The organism is Wolbachia endosymbiont (group B) of Parapoynx stratiotata (genome assembly GCF_947250635.1).
Classification (GTDB): domain Bacteria; phylum Pseudomonadota; class Alphaproteobacteria; order Rickettsiales; family Anaplasmataceae; genus Wolbachia.
The window spans coordinates 1064466-1086013 of the sequence record NZ_OX366335.1 but is presented as its reverse complement, the minus strand read 5'-3'; the positions used below and the strand labels follow the sequence as shown (position 1 = coordinate 1086013).

Below are 21548 nucleotides of genomic sequence, written 5' to 3'. Positions count from 1 at the left end.
TCTATTTTGCAAAGACGCTTTTACTGCCTTTTATTACTTTTAACCCACAAGATACTGAATCCCCTACTCTTCCTACACCATGACCATTTGCAAACACTGTTTTTGATCCTTGAATCATTACTTTTCCTTCGTTAAAATTGTCTCCTTTCCTACAGAATGGGAAATCATTTACAAAAACATTATTACTGCCGCTAATGCAAAAGTGTGGTGTTGCTTCTCCACAATAATCTCCTACTCGTACAACCGATTTATTCATTTAATTAAGGTTTATTCTATCTGCTTTCAGTTTTATTTCGCTCTTCGTCATCTCTATGCTCGATTCCCCAGCTTTCAGTGTTATTTTGTCTACTACTTCAATCTCTAAATGATGCTTCTCTTTATCATATAACAATCTTGTTCCATCCTGAAACTTCACACTATTTATTTCTTTTTTATCCTCTGGTGCAGAGTATTTTTCCTGATATATTCCTCCTAATACCACTCCTAATGATAGTTCACCAAGAGGAGAAAATACCATTACTTGTTCATCGATATCTGGTGGAGACCAATTTCTATCTTTTCCTGCTTTGCTTGTTATCCATGGTAAATAATCTGTTAAAAATTCTCCTATTTTCACTCTTACTTTTGCTTTTTCACAATCTATTTCTTTTACAACTCCTATACGGACAATATTGGCTAATTTCCTCTGTAATTCTGCAATCGCAAAATTATTCTCTAACATTTATTTCACCGATTTCTATTTTGTGTGGCATAAATTTTCCTTCTTTCCAAATAGATCGCCCTACGTGTATTGTATGCACCCATTCTACCATCCACACAAGATATGCATCTAATTCAGGTCTAAATTCGTCAACTTCTGCAGAGATAAATTCTCCTGGTGAAACATTTTTTACGTTCCAAGTATTTTTATCTACTACTTTTGCTACTTCTGCTGCTAATGACCTGACAATAATAGCTGCATTTTCTATTGTGCTATCAATCACAATCCTCGCTTCAAATCTTGCTTTCAGCGCTAATTCTTCTGTTCCAGGATCATGTCCTTTTTCAAATCCGCTAAGTTCCACAAACACCGCTGGCGCTACTAATTCCTTTCTTATCGATGGATAAATTTCACATGTCTGTATTGCTGGTATTTCTTTCTTCAGTGTGGTGCAAATTGCGTTATGCAAATCTTTAAAATTCATACACTTCCTGTAATATAACTTAATTCACGTTCAAAAAATTTTGTAAATACTTTCTCAACCTCATAATTAACAAGATTCCCTATTATCCTTGAAGCCTCAGGTTCTAGTGGCAACTTAACTTCCTTTATTGGCAATGCTGCCCTTCCTTCACGTTTAAACATACCGCTATTTCCTTTTGGCATAACTGCTGCAAATCCTCCTATAAACTCATGCTTTCCTACTTTCGATCCTCTTCTTGTTTTTTGTATTTTGCCAATTGCCGATGCTTTAATGTCATAGAGATTTGCTCTAATTAACACTTCTAATCTGCTAGTTTTCGCCTTAAAAATTCTTAATCTCTTTCTTATCAAACTTAATTTTACCTTCTTTTCCTCACTGATTTCCTTAGCTGCTTTTGATTTTAGCCATATTGCTGTTTTGTTTAATGCACTCACTGTCGCTTTTTCCACTTTTTTCCTTTCAGCATCTATACTTTGTATAATACTACCGGTGTTAATACGCATTTATACTCCTGACGCTCGAATTTTCCATACCATTCCTGAATTATCTTGCAGCGGTGGAGAATATACTTTATATTTACCGTCACCTATAACAAAAATATCTCCTACAATTGGCTGCAGTACATCAAACGCACTTACTTCCAACACTAAAGTTTCTCCTACAAATTGCCCTTCACCAATCTCGTATAATTTATCTGGCTCTTGCTTTAATACTTGTACCATGTACGCCTTATTTTTCGACTCATACAAAGCTAACTCTCCTAAATGGGCAAAACAATCTTTAAATAATCTCTTTATATTTTTCTGCATACCATTTTTTCTAAAAGTCTTTACATATTATTTTAAACATATTGCATATCTTATATTTTTATGGTATATTTTTATGGTATATTTTTAAGGTCATAAATAGAGTTTTCTATGTGGGGACCCTACTATGTTGTTACTATTTTCGCTAAAACGGCCGGACGATGGCACATTGGCAGAGGATTTGACTGCGTATGTAAATCGGTCCCTCTATCAAATCTTCTTGGCTCTTGTTTTGCATAAAGCGGTTGTCCTAGTGTGTTTACCGTTTCATTAAAATCTGCTGGTGCAAAATATGTTGTAAATGTGCTCGCTGTTCCTACTGGAAAACAGTGCCCTGTATCTCTTTCTATAAACCTTCTTACGGTTCCTTCAGGATCAGTTGCTTGCCCTCTATATTCCTCAAATGTTATACCACAAAACGTAAATCCTGACCTCATATCATTTCGAAGCGCTGCTCCTTCTTGCCATCTCTCGTATGCTTCTTTCACTTTAGTATGTGAAGTTAATGCATCAAAAAATTCAGGGCTTACCAAGGCATGTACTCCTGTCATATATTCACCACTTAAGTTATCTTCTATATGCCGGAGTACTTCCAGACACTTACGCTTTACATCAGTTGTTGCAGTTCCTAGTGCAAAATTTACTACTTTTGGTGTTATTTCAAATTCGTTGTACAGATTTAATAATTCTGACCCATCAGCATCTAAAATTATTCCTTTCAGCGCTCCCATTCTCAAATGCTCCAACGTTATTGCATGTTTGTTTCTCATTAGCTGCAAATGATCCGTTACTACATCTGCCAGCGCTTTAAGTTCACTCTCTGATCCAAATGCCTTTATTCCCTGTACTTCCTCTGGTAACACTACATCATCATGTGGAATATGTGGAATCGTAAACGTTCTTACCTTTCTTTTTCCTCTTTTTCCTACTGTTGCTGGTGCTCCTGGAACTTGTGTTGGCAACAGGCTTAAAACTCCATTATGTTCTTCTATGGTGATATGTCTAAATCTTACTGACCTATTTGGAAACAAGTTTAAATTTTCAACACGTCCATAATTTATCGGCAATATATTTATCGCATTTGTTAGTGCCGTCATGCTAAATGCTGTATTTGTAAATGGATTTTGCATTCTTTTTCCCCCTTATTAATTTAAGTTACACTCCCTTGCGGATAATGATCCCTCGTCCTTCAAGTTGCTTTATTGCTGCATTTTTCTGCTCTTCAGTGATATTTGCTGGCCACACAACTGCATGATCTGCTAGCATTGCTATACGTGTAATGATTACTGCTTTGGTGTTTTCTGTTGCGTTTACATCACTTGTTATTACACCTATTGCTGTTTGTGTGCCATCTGTTCCAGTGGAATTAAGTACTCTAATAAAACCATCTTCCGTCTTTTTGGCAACTACTGCACCAAGCTTAAGATTTTGACCTTTAGCTACTGTTATTTGGTCTCTTGAATATAGGTTGGACACTTCATATTTCAGAAGATCGCCTAAATTATTTCCTTCAGTTATACTTATCATTTCTTTTTCTCTCCTTTTTTTTATTTTTTACCGCCGTGTTTATAACTGCTATACACCGCGTGTTATTACCTTATAATTAGCCATTATGGCGCATTTTGGACACTTATTTACCGCAGAGCACTATATATGGCGGTTATAAAATTTAAATGCACCGACTTTTCGCTACCTGTGTCATCAAATCTTCCTGCGAATTCCGCGGTATTGCACTCAGTATCTCTGTCTTTTTCGTTCGCTCTGCAAGTAACTCCATTAAAACTTCCCGTGCTTGCTCAACACTTACGCCTTGCTCTATAAATTCTCCTATCTTTTCTGGCATTCGTGATAAGTTACATAAACGTATTAATTCAAGAACTTCAGTACGATACTTAGTTAAATTGTCAGTTTCTAGGTCATTTGTAGTTTTTTCATTCATAGTAATATCCCCTTTTTTATTAATAGATTTAAACTCTGAAAGAATTGTAATTCCATCTGCAAGACCTATTTCTACTGCTTTCTCGCCAAAATATAGCCCTGCTTCTGTTGATCGAATCTTTTCAATTGAAAGACCTCTGTTCCTTGCTATCAGCTGCACAAACATTTCATATAGTCGGTCTACTTCTTTTTGTAAGCTTTCCAGACTTTCAGACGTCATTGGCTCATGTGGATTTAAATCATTTTTTCTACTTCCTGCAAATACTGTGGTATATTTTATTCCACATTTTTCATTAAATCCACTTTGATCTATATGACTTGCTATTACTCCAATACTGCCAACACCAGAAGTTCTGCTCACAAATACCTTCTCAGCGCTAGAGGCTATAGCATATGCAGCAGAGTATGCATCATCATTTGCTATTGCCACAATCCTCTTTTTTCTCCTTGCTTGGTAAATAAAGTCGGAAAGGTCGAATAAACCGTTTACTTCTCCTCCGGGGCTGTCTATGTCCAAAATTATTGTTTCTACTTCTTTATCTATTAAAGCTTCTTCTATCTCTTCACTTATCTTCTCATACGATGTCATCCCCAATACATCATCAAAAACTTCTGACTTTTTCGTCAAGATTCCATGTATTGGTATTATTCCTCTTTCACTATTTCTTACCGCATGTTTTATATTTTTAAAGATAGGCTGCTTTCCTGTTTGTAGTGACAGTAATTCAAAACTCCTTGGTTCTACCATTACACATCTGTTTAGCCATATCGCTTGGTTTTTCATATTATCTCTTGATTAGTAGTAACGTCGGAATCAAAACTTAAACCCAAGGAACTAGCACGTCTTTGATCTTCTGCAATTTCTTGGTCTATTTCTTCTACATCATAACCTAGCTCTGAAACCACTTCTGATCGACTCTTAAATCCATTTCTTACTGCCATTTGTTGTGCTTGCTGGTCTTTTAAAGGATCCACCCAATCAAATCCCTGTGGTATCCATCTTACTTCTTCTTTCGCTGCTTTTACTACTTTTTCATCTATACTCAGTTCTCCACAAAGTACTGCTAACTCTAGCCATCTACTCCATACTGGCCTGCAAAACTGAAATACTATAATGTTGTGTTGCAGCATAGCGCATCGACGACGAAACTCTATTAATCCAGCTCTGATTGATGAGTAATTAACACCTGTTAAATCTCCTGTTAGCTGTTCATATGTTATTCCTGTACCTATTGCTATTGCCCTCAGTTGCTGTCTCATGAATGCTTCATAACTTCCTCCAACATCTGATGGCTCTGAAAATTTTATGTCCTCTCCTGGGTCTAAAAGCTGCATTGTTCCAGGTTCCAGGCCAGATAGTGCTACTCCTTGCTCATTACTTTCACCTTCTCCCATGATATTTGCTTCTGGATCGAGTCTCGTAATAAATCCAGCAAACATTGCTGCTGTCTTTTTTCTCACTAATTCTGCATCATCGTATTGATCAAGTTCATAAAGCTTTAGCAGTATATTAGAAAGCCATGGCTCTCCTCTAATTTGCCCAGGTCTTAGTGGTCTATAGATATGTAAAACATCGTTTGCTGGTACTCTCACTGATTCTCCAAATGAGCCTTCTCCTGGATGTTCTCTAAATAAGTAATATGCTTCTCTTTGCCCAAGTCTATTGAACTCAATCCCGTTTCTTATTACATTACCATTTGCTAAAGTTTTATTTGTTTTATTTTCTAAATGTTCAGACTCAAGTACTTGCAGTTGTAATGGTACAGAAAATCTATCCTCTAGCTTTCTCGTTCTTAAACGTATAAAACATTCTCCTCCCTCTATCATACTTCTGCATACTAGAGCTTGTAATCCATAAAAATCACTTACTCCGTTACTATCTGCTTCATCTGTCCATCTTAGCCATAATTCTTGTACTTTCTTTCGAAATTCTCCATCCCTTGCTTTTGATTGCGGTTTTATTCCTGTTCCAATAGAGTTACTTACTATTGTATCAATAATATTTGCTGCATATGGATTTTTTCTCACCATATCACGTGATCTACTACGTAAAGTTTCAAGGTTTTGAGACAGCAAATTGTTTATACTTCCTAACTCTGGTTGAAAGTGAAAAAATCTTCTTCCTGAGCCTGCAGCATCCCAGGCTGAGCTTTTTATCTTTGGTTTGTTAAATAGTTGTTTGAATGATTTTAATAACATTTTGCCTCTTTGATTATGCAACAAGTTGTTGCACAATTTGACATTGAAAAATTATAGCAAGTTGCTAGAGAATTTGGTCAACAGATTGTATGTAGAGAGTCATTACTCTGGACTACGTTTATAAATTTCTTTTCGATGTCCTATTGCTGCAATTTTGACCATGTGCTCTGAGTTATCTATTAAGTATATGACTCGATAATCGCCAACACGCAACCTAAAGTAGCCTACCCATTTATGCGATAAAGCCTCACCTACTTTATCAGGAATAATTGTGAGACGTTTTTCTATAGCTTTTTGCACCCTTAACCGTATTGTTTTCGGAAGAGAAGGAAGATCTTCGGTATCTACACCTTCTAAATAACCAATTTGGTAAATTATTCCCACTTGATATCTTCATGTCTAATTATTTTTGCTCCAGGAACATTACGTTTAGCAGCAAGTTCAAGTAGAGCTATTTCTCCTTCATCCATTTCGTCACCTTCAGATAGTTTACTTACCTCAAGTTCTTCTTCTACTAGATCTTTTACAATTTCTTCAATAGTTCTATTTTGAACTTTTGCCATTTCTATAAGGTAGTGAGCAAATTCCCCCTCAAAATTTACATTAACATTAAGCCTTTCTTGACTTTGATCCATATTTTAACTAGAAAATACCAATCTTAAACTATAACATTTTTACACAATTTTGTCAATCCCCTTACTTGTCGCAATCACAATTCTTCTCTTCGGTCTCACACCTGCAACTTTCAGTTCAGCTTTAATACGTTGTCTTAAGTTTAGTAAATCATTTATCTGAACTTCAGCATATCTCACAACATGGTCACCATATGCAATTGATACTACTCTCTCTCCATTTTGTAGTTTCTTTATCGCTTCTTCGACTTGAATTAAATATTCTTCGTTATACATTTCACTTCTCATTCAACCATTGGCTTTGCCTTACTTTTTTAGGCTTTTTGCTTTCCATTTTTCCACTCAAACTATTCCATTTACTCTCTGGCCAACGATCGATTCCAAGCGCAATAGATGCAGCTCTCGCATAAATTCGGCAATCTAGCACTTCATTTCTTTCTCTTACCTTTTGCCACTCTTGTTTGGTGTATCCTTTTACTACCTTGCTGACTAATTGCTCTGCCGTTAGCTGTTTAAAATATTCAGGTGCATACTCGGGAAAATGACAATATCCAGGTAGAGCTTTTCCCTCTTCTTCTTTCAAAATATTAAGTAATTGAAAAAGCTCTGACTTTAATATCGATACTCCTACTGGCCATAGCTTTATTCCTCTCTTTAGCTTTTGACCACCAACTGTTATATCTACTCTACTTGGGCTGCTCAGCGGCACTAGTGCTTTATTTACACCTTTCACTGCCATTACTCTTCCAGACCCTTGATGACTTCTCACCCAGTTGTAAACTTCCTGCGTTGCATACCCTGCATCAACCGCCATCATACTTATCATATATTCAAGCCCATTTTCACCAATAAAATGATGATTGAGGAGCTCCGAAAGCTTTTTCCATACTTCTCTACTTCCTGTATCTCCTTCAAATACTCGGTAGTCTATTGACCAACTTTCACGACTTTTTCCCCATGCTACAACTTCTACCTCTAGACGATCTTTTTGGACATCTACTCCTGCAGTAAGTACCACTTCTCTCCTTGGTACTGTGCCAATCTGAAAAAATTCTCTCCTGTTAAATAATTGCTTCCAATCAGGTACTTCTCCTTTATCTACCCAGGTTTCTCCAAGCGTTGTGTTGATCCAAACTTTCAGTAATTGTTCACTTTCCTTTGCATGCAGAAAATCCTCTACTGCTTGTTGCCAACTATACCACCCAACTGGGCTATAAAGACTTGAAAGGTGAAATCCTATTACTTTGCTATTGTGTACTTGATTTGTAGCTCTCCATTCTCCACGTTCAAGCATCTCTGTCTTTTGATGATTTTCTATCTTTTCACCACATTCTATACATATATAGTGTGCTGTACTTGGATTTTTATCTTCCCATTTTATTTGTGACCATTTTAGAACTTGATAGTAATTACAATACGGACAGGGAACAAAAAAATATCTCTTATCTGTTGCTTCAAATTCTTTCTCAATTCTGCTTATTCCATGAATCGTTGGTGTCGATACTAAAAAAATCTTTCGCCTTGCAAATGTATTAGTTCGAGCAATACTGAGCAGTACTGGATCTCCTTCTCCTCCTGAATCTCCTGGGTAGGCATCTATTTCATCAAGAAAGAGATATTTTACTGGCATAGATCTCAGTCCTACACTACTATTCGCTCCAGTTATTACTACTATTCCACCTGGAAACTCCTTACTTTGTACAGTATTCCCTGAATCTCTTGACCTTGGGTCTTTTACTTTACTTTTTAAACATGGTGTACTCTCTATTAACGGTGCAAATCTTCCCTTCGACCAACGTTTTCCCATTTCAACTGTTGGCTGTACTACCAGCATTGGACCTGGTGTTTGATCGATGATATAGCCAATCCAATTGTTGCCAGCTTCTGTTCCCCCAATCTGCGCTCCTTTCATGAATACTACTTTTTCTGCAGGTGAAGATGGTGATAGTGAATCCATTATTTCTTTTAAATAAGGAGTTCTTTCTGTTCTCCATTTACCTGGCTCTGATGCTGCAGTTGGCGCTAAAACTCGATACTCATTCGCCCACTCTGATACTTTAAGCTGGGGATCTGGCCTTAAACCTTCAGAAAAAGATGTAGCGTATATCATTGTCTGCATCTACTCATAACTGGTTCTATCTCGACATCATTAACAATAGAACTACACTCATCCAATTCCATAAACATCTTTTTCTGAAATTCCTTTTCTATATATCTTTTGCTCATCTCACTTATCATTATTGCTATAACAAGCGCAAATACCCCTGTTATTGTTGCAAAAATGATTGCACTGCTTATTGTTGTTGCTGTTAAACCTATATATGCTGCCATTGCTACTGCGCTAACTGTAATACAGATGCAGATAATATTATTATGTTTTTTCATCCTTTTATCTGCTATTTCTCTCTGTGCTATATATTTATTATGAAGGGTTGGAAAATTAACAACGGTATCTCTGCAGAGCAAAGACCCATTTTTTTCAGTAAACAAAACTTTAAGTAACTCTAAATTGTTTGATTTAATTGCTAAATGTAAAACAGGTGTATAATTTGCTCCTTTTTTCAGCAATAACTTTACTACATGTAAATGCCCTTTTTCCGCAGCAAGGTAAACCGGTGATAAACCTTTATTATTTACAATATCAATATCGATTTCTTCTTTTAAGATAGACTCTACAAGCTCAATTTCTCCTCTTTGTGCAGCTAAATGTAGTAGACTATTCTTTTCAGAACCGTATTTATTACTCATCAAAGCCTTCTTTATCTCAGGTTTAGCGTAATCAAATGGTGTCTTGCCGCTATCGTCTTTTACCAGAGGGTCTATATCTTCTCGCGTTAGTAAGACCTCTATTGTTTTAAGTCTTTCAGCGTAATGTAGAGGTGTTCTATTTTCGTAGTCCTGCAAATTGACTTGAGCATTAGGCTCCTTTATTAAGCATTTGAGAATATCAAGACATAAATCCCTTTCATCGTAATTAGTATTACTTACAGCTATATGCACAGGTGATAATTTCATCGAGTTTTGTCCTACACGTGCGCTATTTACATTTGCTCCTAGCTCCAGTAATAACTTTACTATCTCCAATTTTTTGTTGTTAACTGCATAGTGCATCGGTGTCTGATTTCGTGCATCAAAAACCTCGATTTCAGCATTTCCTTCTCTTATCAAAATCTTTACAACTTCTGCATGTCCTATCCCTGCTGCTAGATGTAATGGCGTATGATGCAAAGCATTTCGTACATTAACGTTAATACCTTTTCTGATCAAATATCTCACTGCATTAATTTCACCTATCATTGCAGCTAAATGAAGTAAGCTATCTTGTTCTGACCCGTACTTGTTATTAATTAACGCTTGTAATATTTCTGCTTTTTTCCCTTCTTTGGCGTAATCAAGAGATGTTTTACCTTCATTATCTTCCACAAAAGGATTAATGTTCTTCTTCGTGAGTAACAAATCTACCATGCTTAATTCATCAAACTCTATAGCGCAATGCAGTGGAGTTTTTCCGTTTAACCCTCTGACATTAACATCTAATCCAGGTTGATTGATTAAACACTTTATTAACTCTAAACTTAAGTTATCAGCCATTTTGTATTCAAAATCTTTTTATATTTTAAATTTAGCGTTAGATAATTCTTCAAGTGAGTTTGTAATCTCTTCAGTTAGCGTCTCGTGAATTTTTTCAGTGTCACTCAGTGATGCAAGCAGTGCTGAAACTCTATTTGGAACATTAAGCAAATTATTACGTACAACTCTTGCTACGTTAAATGCCTCACTTTTTACTTCCTCTACTGCTACAAGTTCTCCTATTTCAGCTTTTGCCTTTGCTTCTAGCAACCTTCCTCGCTCCATTTCATTTTTTATTCGCGTTTTTAGCAACATTGTAGAAAGGTTATTTGTATTTTCGTTTTCTGGATTTTTCCTCCTAAGTGGCTGACTTGGATCTCTTATTGCTGCCACCGCTTCATTTGCTTGTTCTCTATTGATCAAACCATCCTCCAACTCAACTATTCCTTTTTTTACTAAATAACAGACATATTGCTTTGATACTCCTATCTCTCTTGCCCATTCTGTTTGTGTGATTTTTTCCACTCTTTTCCTCCTCTCTTTTCGCTCCTTTTTACGAATTTTCTTCTTGAATCTCTGAAAAGGTTTTGCCAGTATCAGCAATTTCCTACCTGTTTATACTTGCCGGCGTCTTAGAGATATTTTACTAATATAGAGCGAAGTACTCCGGTTTATAGCTGCTTTCTTTTTACATAGTGAAATTTGGCCATTTTCAACTAATACTATAAATTGCATCTTTGTAGTTATGAGATTCAACCACTACTTGCTCTAGCGTTAAACTGCTGCATTTGGCATCTTTACTATGGTTTTCTTCAAGCACTTTTGTCCTTGCTTCCTTTATTTCCTCAATGAACTTTCCATTAACTTTTTCTGGTTCAATTCTTTCCTCACAATATACAAGATTTGTGCAATTTGTTTTTCTGTAGTAATGTACTCCAAGGAATATCACTGATAGTGCAAGTATACTCGAGCCTATAAGTAGTGATAACCCTACGTTATTAATCAAAGCGTTCTGGTAAAACTTCTGTACACTATTAATACCACCTTCTACATACAGTAATAAAGGCAATACTATATTTGCAGCAACCAAACTGCTTAATAATGCTGTAAATAATGGCCTATCTTTGATTACTGATTCTACTTTATTTCTTCTACTAATGACTTTGTCGTCAATATTAATGAAGTTGTTCTTACCCTCCCAAGCGTTAAGTGTAAAATGCGAATGAGTACCATTGCCGTATTCCAGTTTGACTGATTTTATTACTTTATCTTTTGATTGATACTCTCGCACCTGATTCAAAGTTTCATTCGCATTCTTTCTCCCTATTTGACACTCTTCAGTATCTCTAAATTGCTTTATTCCACAAAATATCGGACTAATTGCAACCAATAATGCAACAGCTAGAATTGGTATAGTTACATAGATGACACTGTTTGCAAAAAATGCAATAAATTGTGCTTTATCCTGTAAATATACCAAAGCTGCAGAAACGCTAAGTGCAACAGCAGCTATACCGAAAATTATAAATTCCTTCTGCTGCACTGCATATTTTACTCTTGGCAAAATTCTATTTGTTTTCTTTTCTTTTTTAATTAACGGGGTTTCTTCATTATCACTTTTTTCTGATGAGCTAGTTGAAAGTGTAACTGGACTATCATGATTTAATGACATATTCTCCCATCCTTGATTGCCACAAGACTCACTCATTTCTGTTACTTGAGAATTTGATCTTGTCATCTCTGCACTTCTATTGTCTATTCCACTATCACTTCCTTCCAAACTCTTTTTTAAAAATTTTGTATTCAGATCTACAGGTTCACCAATTATATCTTCTGATCCTTTCTTAATTGATGTTTCTTCAGAATTTGACTTTTCCATCTCCGGACTTTGATCGTTTATTTCACCATCTAAACCTCTTTTCGAGAATTTTTTATTTTTGTCTATAGTTGCATACATAGGTTCTCCTATAGCTTCTTGCTCATCACATTTTTCTCCATTTAATTGGAAAGAAGAATGTGGTAGCTTTGGTGGTGCAATATCCTGAATAATACTCAACCGATGATTTTCTGCTGTTCTAGGTGAAGGTGGAGCTACATTTCTAATATTGTCCTTCTCCAACATTCCATTCCTAGGTAACGGCTTTGGTTTATCTCCTAATTCTTTATCCTCTTCCTCTTTTTGCATTTCTTTTGTATTGTCTATTTTGGGGTTGGAAGATGTGTTGGATGCTGCCTCAAGCTGATCAAGAGAATACGGACGGTTATATTCTATTCCATTTGCCTCACAAACTGCATTAAATTCGTCCTCTATGTCTTTACCATCATCAAATACTAAAGAAGAACAACTCACTGAAAAATCAGCACCTGCTTCGTCTATTTTTGCTGTAATACTGCTATCGCTACTATTGCTAATCACATTTAAAGAAGCTAGTTTACATTCAGTGTTCAGGTCAGGTTCTTGCTTCGTACCTTTTTCAAACAATTCAATTCTCTCCTTAACAGATAGTGTAGAATTTGAAACATTATTTTCTACTTCTTCAGAAAACGATGCTTCATTATTTGTTTGCGACGTTACTACTCCAGCTGACGTCTTTTCTTGATTCATTGAGTACACCACATTTAATCCAAAGTTATTTGTTACGCTAAACTCATTAAAATACGGTATATACCAGTAAATTAATATTACAACTACCAAGGCTTACTAAATTTCTGTTTGCGTTATCTTTTCCACTTTTTTCTTACTGTTTTTCTTCTTGAATCTCTGAAAAAGTTTTACCAGCACCAGAAAGAATTGCTTCCCTACCTGTGTACACTTGCCAACGTTTTATGGTTACATCTACAAATTTTGAATCTAGCTCTATTGTCCTACAAATTCTTCCTGTTCTCTCACATGCAATCAGTGTACTTCCAGAACCGCTAAATGGATCAAGTACTATGTCTCCTGATCTGCTGCTGTTTACTATTGCTCTCTCCATTAGCTCTACTGGCTTCATTGTTGGGTGCAGTGAGTTATGTATTGGCTTATCATAAAACCACAGATCACTTTGATTTCTACCTCCATGCCACTCACGTTTATTGCCCCTTTTCCACCCATAGAGCATTGCTTCGTATTGTCTTTGATAATCAGACCTGCCTAGTGTAAAATGATTCTTTGCCCAAATGATAAATGTTGACCATTTTCCTCCTGCCTCCTCAAATACTTTTTGCAACGTTGAAAACTCTGATGATGATGCACAGATGTAAATTGCACCTTTAGTATATGCTAAAATATGAGTACAAATATCATAGAGAAAAAGCTCATACTTTTCACCTTGATTATCGTTTAGTATCTTTTTATCCTCTCTTTCTTGACTGCTACCATAATCAACATTATATGGAGGATCACAAACAGTAATGTCTGCCATTTTATCATCTAACAGCGCTTTATATGATTCAACTACAGAGCTATCACCACAATAGATTCGATGATCACCTAAAATCCATAGATCACCTGGTTTTGTTATTTCTACCTTTTTGTCATCACCAACCAAGTCAGAAAAATCTTCTTTTTCACTATCTAAATCATCAAGGAAATGTTGAACTTTTTCTAATTCAAATCCAGTCATTTTAAGATCAAACTGTAAATCTTCTAACTCTTGAATTTCTACTTTCAAAAGCTCATCATCCCACTTTGCCCAATTAGCTGATTGATTTGCCAGTAATCGAAAAGCTTTAGTTTGTGGTTCATTTAAATTATCACTTAAAACCACTGGAATACTCTCCATACCAAGCTTTCTTGCTGCTTTAAGTCTTAAATGACCATCAACCACAGTTCCATCGCTTTTTGCAACTATTGGTATACGAAAGCCAAATTCCCGAATAGAAGCACACATTCTGTTGACCACATCGTCATTTTTACGTGGGTTACGCTCATATTCAACTAGGTTTCGAGTAGGATAGTAGTGGATTGCTAAATTCATATCTTAATAATTAAAAAGTTAATATTCAAAATATATCTGACGCTAGAGAAGGCCTAGGGTCTGACCCACCAAACCCGCCATTATGGCCGAAAGGACCCACTTTTTATGGATTTTTCATCTTATTAATATCTTTACTGAAATCCATAACATAGAACATTAATGCTAAAGCATCAGATTCATTATCATCTTTAGGCAAACCCCCTTTTTCCTTTACAGCTTCAATAACTTCACTCTTACTTGCATTACCTTTGCCTGTTATAAAGCGTTTTATAGTTTTAACATTAACACCTTGGTAGGGAATATTGTTCTCTTCACACCAAGCAGACAGCACTGCAAGAAAACCACCATAGCAATGAGCTGCATCAGTTCCTAGATGTCTTCTTACTTCCTCAAAATACACTGCAGTGAACTCATGTTTCAAAGAATTAAGCCAATTGTGAAAACTTAAAAAACACATTCCACCTCCACTGAAACGGCTACCATGAAAGCTTTTGCTTCCACTTTCAATTACTCCATCTGTTAGAATTGCCCAGCCCGTTTGTTTGCCAAGATCTAATGTTAAAATCGACGTACAAAAACTCCTTTGTGTAATTAAAGTTCAATGCCCTGTATAATATATATGTACGATGACTCGCAAATTCGTCCGCAATTTTGAAAAAAAATTAAAAAAAATTTTCATATTCCTTTTCCTACCATTTAAGTTTTTACTTATCTCAATAGCTATTTTACATAACTTATATTACACCAATATTTATATTATTATATTATCATATATTATATTTTACCTGTATTTAAATATATATATAATATATATAAGACTTCAGTAATCCGTAAGTCCTCTTCACTGGCCGATTTTAGCCACTTAACTTTAGAAACGACTTTTAGGAATAGAACATAAAAAAGACAATATTATCAATAATTTAACGATTACTGCTTTCTGAAATACTAATTAGTAATTCAGAAATTAGGTACGAAATTGGTAGTTTTTTACCTATGAAAAAGTAGCTTCAGTAGTGTATCAAAACGTTTAAATCTTATTTTAATTTTTAAAGATTTTATTCTTTTAGATAAAAAAATTATTACTACTTTTTTATAATAAATTAGTCATACAAAGTCTTGGTAAAAATCTCTATTCATGAAACTTTTGGAGTTTTTATGAAGAATTCTTATCAAGGAATCGATTCTACAATTGTTAAACATGTGAGATTTCAAGCTTCGCGCCTTAAATCCAAAAGCTGTTTTATTAACGAAAGTCTCGAAGATATAGAACAAGAGCTTTTTTGTCAGGTTTGGCAATATCTTAACCAGCACGATGAGAAAAGAAGTAGTTTTAGTACTTTCGTTGCTAGATTAGCTAATTATTGTGCTCGCAATATGTTACGCAATCAGTTATGTCTAAAACGTAATATAACTTTTGATGATATAAACGACGATATTCCAGATCATAGGAACTCGGAAATCGAAGCGATAATTCGCACTGATATAAATAATATAATTTCAACTTTGTCTGAAAAAGATAGTAATTTATGTCAATTACTTAAGGTATTTACTATTACTGAAGTTTCTATAATAACCAAAATACCAAAGACAACTATCTATCGCACACTAGAACGAATACGCGATAAATTCTCAGTTTTAGAGTAAGTTATAAGCTCTCGATTATATTTGCTCAAAATTTTTTTTGCAAATTGCGGACGAATTGCCTAGGTCATCGTACATATATATTTAGGTACTGGGAGAAAAATGAAAATAATGAACAGCAATGAACGGCTAAAAGTTCAAACAGGTATAAAAATGGTCATCTTTGGTCCTTATGGTATAGGTAAAACTAGTCTCTTAAAGACCATAAATGAACCAACACTTTGTCTTGATTTTGAGGCAGGTTTACTTGCTGTTCAAGATTGGCAAGGGGATTCTGTAAGTATTCGTACTTGGAATGAGGCAAGAGATATTGCATGTCTCATAGGTGGTCCTAATCCTGCGTTAAAATCTGACTCAGCATATAGCCAAAGACACTATGAGCATGTATCCAGTAAATACAAAGAGCTTTCTTCAGAGTTTTTCAAGTATCGATGTATTTTTATCGATAGTATTACAGTAGCCTCTCGTTTATGTCTATTATGGGCAAAAATGCAACCTGAAGCTTTTTCTGAAAGATCAGGAAAACAAGATATGAGAGCTGCTTACGGGTTACTTGCTCAAGAGATGATGGCTTGGCTCAATCAGTTTCAACATATTCCAAATAAAGACATCATTACAGTTGGAACTCTTGGACAATACCTCGATGATTTCAATCGCTCGACTTGGCTACCTCAATGTGAAGGAGCTAAAACTGCAAGTGAAATTCCTGGGATAGTTGACGAAGTAATTAGTATGGTTGGAATCAAGAAAGATGATGGTACAGAGGTTCGTTCATTTGTCTGTCAGACGATTAATTCTTGGGGATATCCTGCTAAAGATCGAAGTGGTTGCCTTAATATGGTTGAAGAACCGCATCTAGGAAAACTTCTTACAAAAATTAAAACTAAAGCTTTTGCAATTCAACCTGTCACGCCCAACATATAGGAGGTTATTATATGCTACAAAACTTTTTAACTATTGGTCAAAAAATTCCTTTTTTCAGTGTGAAAGAATACTTGGACGATCGATCGCCAACACCAGAGGATATAATCTCACCAAGAATTTTAACAAAAAGAGGCTTATTGGTACTGGGTGGCCCACCTAAAATCGGCAAAAGCGACTTTTTGATTTCATGGCTCGTTCATATGGCTGCAGGTGTTTCTTTTCTTGGTATGGCTTCAAATAGACCTTTAAAAATTTTCTACATGCAAACTGAAATTGAATATGAATATATGAAAGAACGTTTGCAACAACTTGATAATGAACTTTTGAATGTAGCTGCTAACAACTTAATCATTACGCCAAAAGTGCACTTATCATTTAATCATGATGAAATAAGTGAAATTAAGGAGATTGTAAATGAACGCTTTAAACCTGATGTTTTGGCCATAGATCCATTACGTAACATCTTTAGCAGTGAATATGGGAATGAAAATGATAATAGTGCTATGCTGTTCTTTCTGCAAAAGACTCTTGAGAAGCTACGCAGTGCTATCAATCCAGATGCTTGTATTGTACTTACTCATCATACAAAAAAATTATCAAAAAAGATGCTCGAAGAAGATCCATTTCAAGGCCTAAGTGGTGCTGGATCTTTACGTGGATTTTACAGTACTGGTATGGTGATGTTTGCTCATGATGAAGAAAGCAGTGCACGCCAGATAGTATTTGAGCTTCGCAATGGTGAACGCGTGCCAAACAAACTTGTCGATAAGATAAATGGTCATTGGCAGCTAATGGAATAGCTAACTTTCACTTTAAAGTCAACTTATAGGAGAGCGTATGCTACAAGATTTTTTAACTGATTTTAATAATGCAAAACTGCAGAGCAGTTTAATACCGAAAGGTACAATAGTCAAGGTAAAAATGGCAATAAAGCCTGGAGGTTATGAAAATTGGTTCACTAAAAACTACACTACTGGCAGTATCTATTTAAATGTAGAATTTACCGTCACTGAAGGCCCATATGCAAAACGCAAGATTTTTCAGATTATAGGTATCAAAAATGGCAAAGCAGAAGGTGAAGAAGACATCTGGGGAGAATCTGGACGTTCTATGCTGCGTAGTATTTTGGAATCATCCAGAAATATTCATGCAAATGACACTTCAGAGAAAGCAGTTACTGCTAGAAGAATAAACTCTATAGCTGATTTCAACGATTTAGAGTTTACAGCGAAAGTAGGCGTTGAAACTAATAATACGTACGGAGATAGAAATAGGATTACTACAGTTATTACTCCAGAATTACAAAAAAGTTTTCAAGATGATTGGTTGCCATTTTGAAGTATGACGAAGGAAAGTTGTGGGCTGCTGTTATTACTAGAGCTATTCAGGATGCAGCAGGAAAAAACCCTAAACTTAAAAAAGAGGCTTGTCAATGGATTCGCTCACGATCTTTTGAAACTGTTTGTGAGCTGGCTAATCTTGACTTTAAACGTCTAAAAAATATGTTGAACAAATTTGGAATAAACAAGGAGAATTTTATGGATTTTTCATCTAAAAATGCTTTGAAAATAAAATCGTTATTAATTAATAATATCAAAGATTGTTTATCTTATTTGTTGCCTGATGGCAAATCTTACCAAGATAAATTCTATATTGGAAGTAGAAATGGAAATAAGATAATAGTTGAAATGGAAGGAGAAAATGCAGGAAATTGGTACAACCTGATCGAAGAAAAGAAAGGAAATATAATAGACCTTTGGACTTTAGTTAAAGGTAATATAGATTCTGCTGAAACATGGTTGAACGGTAAAGATGAAAGAAGTTCCATATTACAAGAAAAACAAAACGAAGGAAAAGCATTTTCTGTAAATCATTACTTAAATGACAAATCACCAATGCCACAAGATATAATAGGCCCAAGAATTTTGACACCAGGTGGTCTTTTGGTCATAGGTGGTACTCCAAAGATTGGCAAAAGTCATTTTCTTCTTTCTCTATTAGCACATCTGGCAGCAGGAAGATCATTTCTTGGCATGAAACCTACAAGACCGCTAAAAATATTCTATCTACAAAATGAAATGGAATATGATTATATTAGAGAACGTATACAACAACTCAACAAACTTCCTCATTTAGCAACAGAAAACTTAGTTGTGACGAACAAGATGAATTTGACCTTAAATGAAGAAGGTATAGAAAAAAAAAATATGGTAGAGGAAAAGTTTGATTTAGTTGTGATTGATTCTCCTTATAATTACGTTAACTATGGTCTACAGCATGCAATAGAAAAACTACGTTCCAAGATTAATCCTATGGCTGGAATAATCATCACAAATCACACCAAAAAAGTATCTACCTCTACATTGGAAAAGAATCCATTTCAAGCTCTCGTTGGTGCTAATGCTTTAAGAAGTTTTTATACATCTGGAATAGTAATATTTCAACCCAATAAACGTACAAATATCTTGCAAGTAGTATATGAACTTAGAAACGGTAGATCTATACCAACAAAATTCATCAACAAGATTAATGGATGTTGGAAATCTGCTAACGTTATAGCTAGAACATAAAAATTCTTCAGGTAGGTATGGATATTTATTGTTCACAAAGAAATGGACATTATAAATTATTAGGGAAGAAAGAACAGTTAAGAACTCAACTCCTATCAAATATAAGGTCATGTCTTTCTTATTTACTGCCAAGAGGAACTTTTCGTGGTGATAAGTTCTATGTAGGTGATCTACAAGGCAATAAAGGACAAAGTATGATAGTGGAGTTAACTGGCAGTAAAGCCGGATTATGGCATGATTTTTCTACCGGAGAAGGAGGAGATATTTTTGATCTTTGGGCTGCTGTTACTGGAAAAAATCAATTTACTGATACGATAGAAGATATTGCTAAGTGGATTGGTTATTCGGAAAAAAATAACACTCTGGGGCAACCAACGGCATCATGGAACTATTACGATAAAAGTGATCAAGTGATTGTTACAGTTTATCGTTATAACACTGATTCAGGAAAAAGATATCTTCCTTTTGATGTAAAAAGGTCTAGTTTTACTCTACCAGAGACCAGGCCTTTATATAATATTCCAGGTATCATGAAATCTGATAAGGTAATTTTAGTTGAAGGTGAAAAGTGTGCAGATGCTCTGATAGAGCAAGGTATGACTGCCACAACTGCAATGTTAGGAGCAAATGCACCAATAGAAAAAACAGACTGGTCACCACTTAAGGGTAAGCATGTTATTATTTGGCCAGACAATGATGAACCAGGTAAACAATATGCTGAGAAAGTTGTGAAAAAGCTTACTTTTCTTGGTGTTTTATCACTTACTCTTCTTGAAATACCGGAAAATAAACCAAAGGGATGGGATGCGGCAGACGGCATACAAGCAAATATAGATATTTCTGAATTCATTGAAAGTAACTCGAGAAAAGTAATTGTTAAGCAATTGCTTAATATTCAAGAATGGAGCATAGAACGTTTTATAGGTCCAGTACCAGAGCAAAAGTTTCTTGTTGAAGGGTTATTTCCTTTAGGAGTGACATCTATTCTAGCTGCAATGGGAGATACTGGTAAAGGTATGCTTCTGCTTGATTTAGCACTGAAAGTTGCGAGTAGAAAAGATCAGCCATGTGGTTTTGGTCCTTTAGTTACTGAACATGGATCTGTGGTAATTTTCTCAGCAGAAGATGATATGAGTGAAATACATCGTCGTTTGGAGCGTCTTGACTCACAATGCGAGAGATTAAAATATAAAGATAGGCTCTTTATCGTACCATTACCAAATGTTAGTGGATCACTTACAATCATAAAGAGTGTTTCAGGTAAAGTGATAGAGACTTCTCCTGAATTTGAATCGATAACAAAACAACTTAATAAAATAAAAGACTTAAAATTAATCGTATTTGATCCACTTGCATCATTCGTGCATGCTGATTTAAATACTGACCCAGCCGTAGGCGATTATTTGATGTCTTTATTATCTGATTTAGCAGGTAGCACTGGAGCATCAATAATTACTGCCCATCATATGAGAAAGCCAAAAAGTGAAAAACCTATATCGACTGTTGAGCAAGCACGTGATGCCATTAGAGGTACATCTGCTCTTGTTAATGGTGTTAGGTGTTCATACGCTTTTTGGTCTGTGGAAGATGCAGCTAAACCGACAATTTTTAAATCAATAGGAGAATCTGTAAGACAGAACGCATTATTTTATGGAGCAATTGTTAAAGCAAACGGTTTGGCTGATCGCACTTTACGCACTTATTTAAGAAATGAAGAAACAGGATTGTTAGAGGACATAACTGAAAGATTAAGAATAAAAAATATGAACGAAAAAGATTCAAAGCAGCATCTTATAACTGCAATTACACGAGCAGCAATTTCTGGACATCCATTTACCCATACAGGAAGTACAGGAGTGTATAAACAGCGGCATAGACTACCTGAGGAGTTTCACAGTATAGGAAGAGATAGAATGGAGCGTATAGTTCAAGAGCTGTTACAAGCACGGAAGTTGGTTAAAGGAATGGCTACTGGTTCAAAAGAAGATAAATGGCTTGACATTCCTAGCGGACCATTTGCTCGCGGTGTTGGAAAGTTTAGCTGTGGAGCTGAGCTATTCTCCTAAAAAATTTTCCTGATATAAAAAAATATTTTGATTTTTGCGGACGAATTTTGAACTCACCG

General features: G+C 35.4%; 24 protein-coding genes. 6 read left to right on the top strand and 18 right to left on the bottom strand.

Annotated elements, in window-relative coordinates; genetic code table 11:
- Position 1: 1 nt before the first annotated feature.
- The 18 genes from OOT12_RS05000 to OOT12_RS04915 form a co-directional block, all read right to left on the bottom strand.
- Positions 2 to 256 carry a PAAR domain-containing protein gene (locus tag OOT12_RS05000; RefSeq protein WP_264685226.1) on the bottom strand — a complete coding sequence of 85 codons (255 nt, stop codon included), beginning with the start codon at positions 254 to 256 and terminating at the stop codon, positions 2 to 4.
- On the bottom strand, positions 257 to 721 hold the full coding sequence (locus OOT12_RS04995; RefSeq protein WP_264685225.1) for a phage baseplate assembly protein V: 465 nt from the start codon (positions 719 to 721) through the stop codon (positions 257 to 259). It lies immediately after the preceding gene.
- Entirely contained in the window at positions 708 to 1184 is a 477-nt protein-coding gene (locus tag OOT12_RS04990; RefSeq protein ID WP_264685224.1) for a hypothetical protein, read from the bottom strand. The genes OOT12_RS04995 and OOT12_RS04990 overlap by 14 nt, the downstream gene beginning before the upstream one ends.
- The gene (locus OOT12_RS04985) at positions 1181 to 1687 is read right to left on the bottom strand and encodes a phage tail protein (protein ID WP_264685223.1); all 507 of its coding nucleotides are present in this window, start codon (positions 1685 to 1687) and stop codon (positions 1181 to 1183) included. Before OOT12_RS04985 ends, OOT12_RS04990 begins: the two co-directional genes overlap by 4 nt.
- Positions 1688 to 1993 carry a head-tail joining protein gene (locus OOT12_RS04980; RefSeq protein WP_264685222.1) on the bottom strand — a complete coding sequence of 102 codons (306 nt, stop codon included), beginning with the start codon at positions 1991 to 1993 and terminating at the stop codon, positions 1688 to 1690.
- 122 nt (positions 1994 to 2115) lie between these two features.
- Complete coding sequence (locus tag OOT12_RS04975; RefSeq protein WP_264685221.1) at positions 2116 to 3120, bottom strand: major capsid protein; 1005 nt, start codon at positions 3118 to 3120, stop codon at positions 2116 to 2118.
- Between the two features lie 25 nt (positions 3121 to 3145).
- Positions 3146 to 3517, bottom strand: a complete 372-nt coding sequence (locus tag OOT12_RS04970; protein WP_264685220.1) for a head decoration protein — start codon at positions 3515 to 3517, stop codon at positions 3146 to 3148.
- Positions 3518 to 3659: 142 nt separating this feature from the next.
- Positions 3660 to 4712, bottom strand: a complete 1053-nt coding sequence (locus OOT12_RS04965) for a S49 family peptidase (protein WP_264685219.1) — start codon at positions 4710 to 4712, stop codon at positions 3660 to 3662.
- A complete protein-coding gene (locus OOT12_RS04960) occupies positions 4709 to 6127 on the bottom strand; it encodes a phage portal protein (protein ID WP_264685218.1) in 1419 nt (472 codons plus the stop codon). Before OOT12_RS04960 ends, OOT12_RS04965 begins: the two co-directional genes overlap by 4 nt.
- A 102-nt stretch (positions 6128 to 6229) precedes the next feature.
- The gene (locus OOT12_RS04955; RefSeq protein ID WP_010962706.1) at positions 6230 to 6511 is read right to left on the bottom strand and encodes a type II toxin-antitoxin system RelE family toxin; all 282 of its coding nucleotides are present in this window, start codon (positions 6509 to 6511) and stop codon (positions 6230 to 6232) included.
- The gene (locus OOT12_RS04950; protein ID WP_264685217.1) at positions 6502 to 6762 is read right to left on the bottom strand and encodes a hypothetical protein; all 261 of its coding nucleotides are present in this window, start codon (positions 6760 to 6762) and stop codon (positions 6502 to 6504) included. The genes OOT12_RS04955 and OOT12_RS04950 overlap by 10 nt, the downstream gene beginning before the upstream one ends.
- A 39-nt stretch (positions 6763 to 6801) precedes the next feature.
- Positions 6802 to 7035 carry a gpW family protein gene (locus OOT12_RS04945; RefSeq protein WP_264685216.1) on the bottom strand — a complete coding sequence of 78 codons (234 nt, stop codon included), beginning with the start codon at positions 7033 to 7035 and terminating at the stop codon, positions 6802 to 6804.
- A gap of 1 nt (position 7036) precedes the next feature.
- Entirely contained in the window at positions 7037 to 8869 is a 1833-nt protein-coding gene (locus OOT12_RS04940; RefSeq protein ID WP_264685409.1) for a phage terminase large subunit family protein, read from the bottom strand.
- Positions 8866 to 10350 carry an ankyrin repeat domain-containing protein gene (locus OOT12_RS04935; RefSeq protein ID WP_264685215.1) on the bottom strand — a complete coding sequence of 495 codons (1485 nt, stop codon included), beginning with the start codon at positions 10348 to 10350 and terminating at the stop codon, positions 8866 to 8868. Before OOT12_RS04935 ends, OOT12_RS04940 begins: the two co-directional genes overlap by 4 nt.
- An 18-nt stretch (positions 10351 to 10368) precedes the next feature.
- Complete coding sequence (locus OOT12_RS04930) at positions 10369 to 10854, bottom strand: hypothetical protein (protein WP_264685214.1); 486 nt, start codon at positions 10852 to 10854, stop codon at positions 10369 to 10371.
- A gap of 187 nt (positions 10855 to 11041) precedes the next feature.
- Positions 11042 to 12934 (bottom strand): hypothetical protein, encoded by a 1893-nt coding sequence (locus tag OOT12_RS04925; RefSeq protein ID WP_141456759.1) that lies wholly within the window; start codon positions 12932 to 12934, stop codon positions 11042 to 11044.
- Positions 12935 to 13067: 133 nt separating this feature from the next.
- Complete coding sequence (locus OOT12_RS04920; RefSeq protein WP_264685213.1) at positions 13068 to 14288, bottom strand: DNA modification methylase; 1221 nt, start codon at positions 14286 to 14288, stop codon at positions 13068 to 13070.
- A gap of 103 nt (positions 14289 to 14391) precedes the next feature.
- Complete coding sequence (locus OOT12_RS04915; RefSeq protein ID WP_174515997.1) at positions 14392 to 14853, bottom strand: crossover junction endodeoxyribonuclease RuvC; 462 nt, start codon at positions 14851 to 14853, stop codon at positions 14392 to 14394.
- Between the two features lie 590 nt (positions 14854 to 15443).
- Here OOT12_RS04915 and OOT12_RS04910 point away from each other — a divergent pair.
- From OOT12_RS04910 to OOT12_RS04885, 6 genes are all read left to right on the top strand, one after another.
- On the top strand, positions 15444 to 15932 hold the full coding sequence (locus tag OOT12_RS04910) for a sigma-70 family RNA polymerase sigma factor (protein WP_174515994.1): 489 nt from the start codon (positions 15444 to 15446) through the stop codon (positions 15930 to 15932).
- 99 nt (positions 15933 to 16031) lie between these two features.
- Positions 16032 to 16853, top strand: coding sequence for an ATP-binding protein (locus OOT12_RS04905; protein ID WP_174515993.1), 822 nt, complete (start codon positions 16032 to 16034; stop codon positions 16851 to 16853).
- An 11-nt stretch (positions 16854 to 16864) separates the two neighbouring features.
- Positions 16865 to 17653, top strand: a complete 789-nt coding sequence (locus tag OOT12_RS04900) for an AAA family ATPase (protein ID WP_264685212.1) — start codon at positions 16865 to 16867, stop codon at positions 17651 to 17653.
- A gap of 37 nt (positions 17654 to 17690) precedes the next feature.
- Positions 17691 to 18191: a hypothetical protein gene (locus OOT12_RS04895; protein WP_019236461.1), complete on the top strand. Its 501-nt coding sequence runs from the start codon at positions 17691 to 17693 to the stop codon at positions 18189 to 18191.
- Positions 18176 to 19423, top strand: a complete 1248-nt coding sequence (locus OOT12_RS04890) for an AAA family ATPase (RefSeq protein WP_264685211.1) — start codon at positions 18176 to 18178, stop codon at positions 19421 to 19423. The genes OOT12_RS04895 and OOT12_RS04890 overlap by 16 nt, the downstream gene beginning before the upstream one ends.
- 17 nt (positions 19424 to 19440) lie before the next feature.
- Positions 19441 to 21489, top strand: a complete 2049-nt coding sequence (locus tag OOT12_RS04885; protein ID WP_253303056.1) for an AAA family ATPase — start codon at positions 19441 to 19443, stop codon at positions 21487 to 21489.
- Positions 21490 to 21548 lie beyond the last annotated feature (59 nt).

Coding starts and splice junctions, on each gene's coding strand:
- OOT12_RS04895 (WP_019236461.1), top strand. CDS start 17,691: ATGCTACAAGATTTTTTAACTGATTTTAATAATGCAAAACTGCAGAGC.
- OOT12_RS04905 (WP_174515993.1), top strand. CDS start 16,032: ATGAAAATAATGAACAGCAATGAACGGCTAAAAGTTCAAACAGGTATA.
- OOT12_RS04945 (WP_264685216.1), bottom strand. CDS start 7,035: ATGTATAACGAAGAATATTTAATTCAAGTCGAAGAAGCGATAAAGAAA.
- OOT12_RS04960 (WP_264685218.1), bottom strand. CDS start 6,127: ATGTTATTAAAATCATTCAAACAACTATTTAACAAACCAAAGATAAAA.
- OOT12_RS04970 (WP_264685220.1), bottom strand. CDS start 3,517: ATGATAAGTATAACTGAAGGAAATAATTTAGGCGATCTTCTGAAATAT.
- OOT12_RS04950 (WP_264685217.1), bottom strand. CDS start 6,762: ATGGATCAAAGTCAAGAAAGGCTTAATGTTAATGTAAATTTTGAGGGG.
- OOT12_RS04925 (WP_141456759.1), bottom strand. CDS start 12,934: ATGAATCAAGAAAAGACGTCAGCTGGAGTAGTAACGTCGCAAACAAAT.
- OOT12_RS04985 (WP_264685223.1), bottom strand. CDS start 1,687: ATGCGTATTAACACCGGTAGTATTATACAAAGTATAGATGCTGAAAGG.
- OOT12_RS04900 (WP_264685212.1), top strand. CDS start 16,865: ATGCTACAAAACTTTTTAACTATTGGTCAAAAAATTCCTTTTTTCAGT.
- OOT12_RS04935 (WP_264685215.1), bottom strand. CDS start 10,350: ATGGCTGATAACTTAAGTTTAGAGTTAATAAAGTGTTTAATCAATCAA.
- OOT12_RS04940 (WP_264685409.1), bottom strand. CDS start 8,869: ATGATATACGCTACATCTTTTTCTGAAGGTTTAAGGCCAGATCCCCAG.
- OOT12_RS04980 (WP_264685222.1), bottom strand. CDS start 1,993: ATGCAGAAAAATATAAAGAGATTATTTAAAGATTGTTTTGCCCATTTA.
- OOT12_RS04995 (WP_264685225.1), bottom strand. CDS start 721: ATGTTAGAGAATAATTTTGCGATTGCAGAATTACAGAGGAAATTAGCC.
- OOT12_RS04990 (WP_264685224.1), bottom strand. CDS start 1,184: ATGAATTTTAAAGATTTGCATAACGCAATTTGCACCACACTGAAGAAA.
- OOT12_RS04910 (WP_174515994.1), top strand. CDS start 15,444: ATGAAGAATTCTTATCAAGGAATCGATTCTACAATTGTTAAACATGTG.
- OOT12_RS04885 (WP_253303056.1), top strand. CDS start 19,441: ATGGATATTTATTGTTCACAAAGAAATGGACATTATAAATTATTAGGG.
- OOT12_RS04965 (WP_264685219.1), bottom strand. CDS start 4,712: ATGAAAAACCAAGCGATATGGCTAAACAGATGTGTAATGGTAGAACCA.
- OOT12_RS04975 (WP_264685221.1), bottom strand. CDS start 3,120: ATGCAAAATCCATTTACAAATACAGCATTTAGCATGACGGCACTAACA.
- OOT12_RS05000 (WP_264685226.1), bottom strand. CDS start 256: ATGAATAAATCGGTTGTACGAGTAGGAGATTATTGTGGAGAAGCAACA.
- OOT12_RS04920 (WP_264685213.1), bottom strand. CDS start 14,288: ATGAATTTAGCAATCCACTACTATCCTACTCGAAACCTAGTTGAATAT.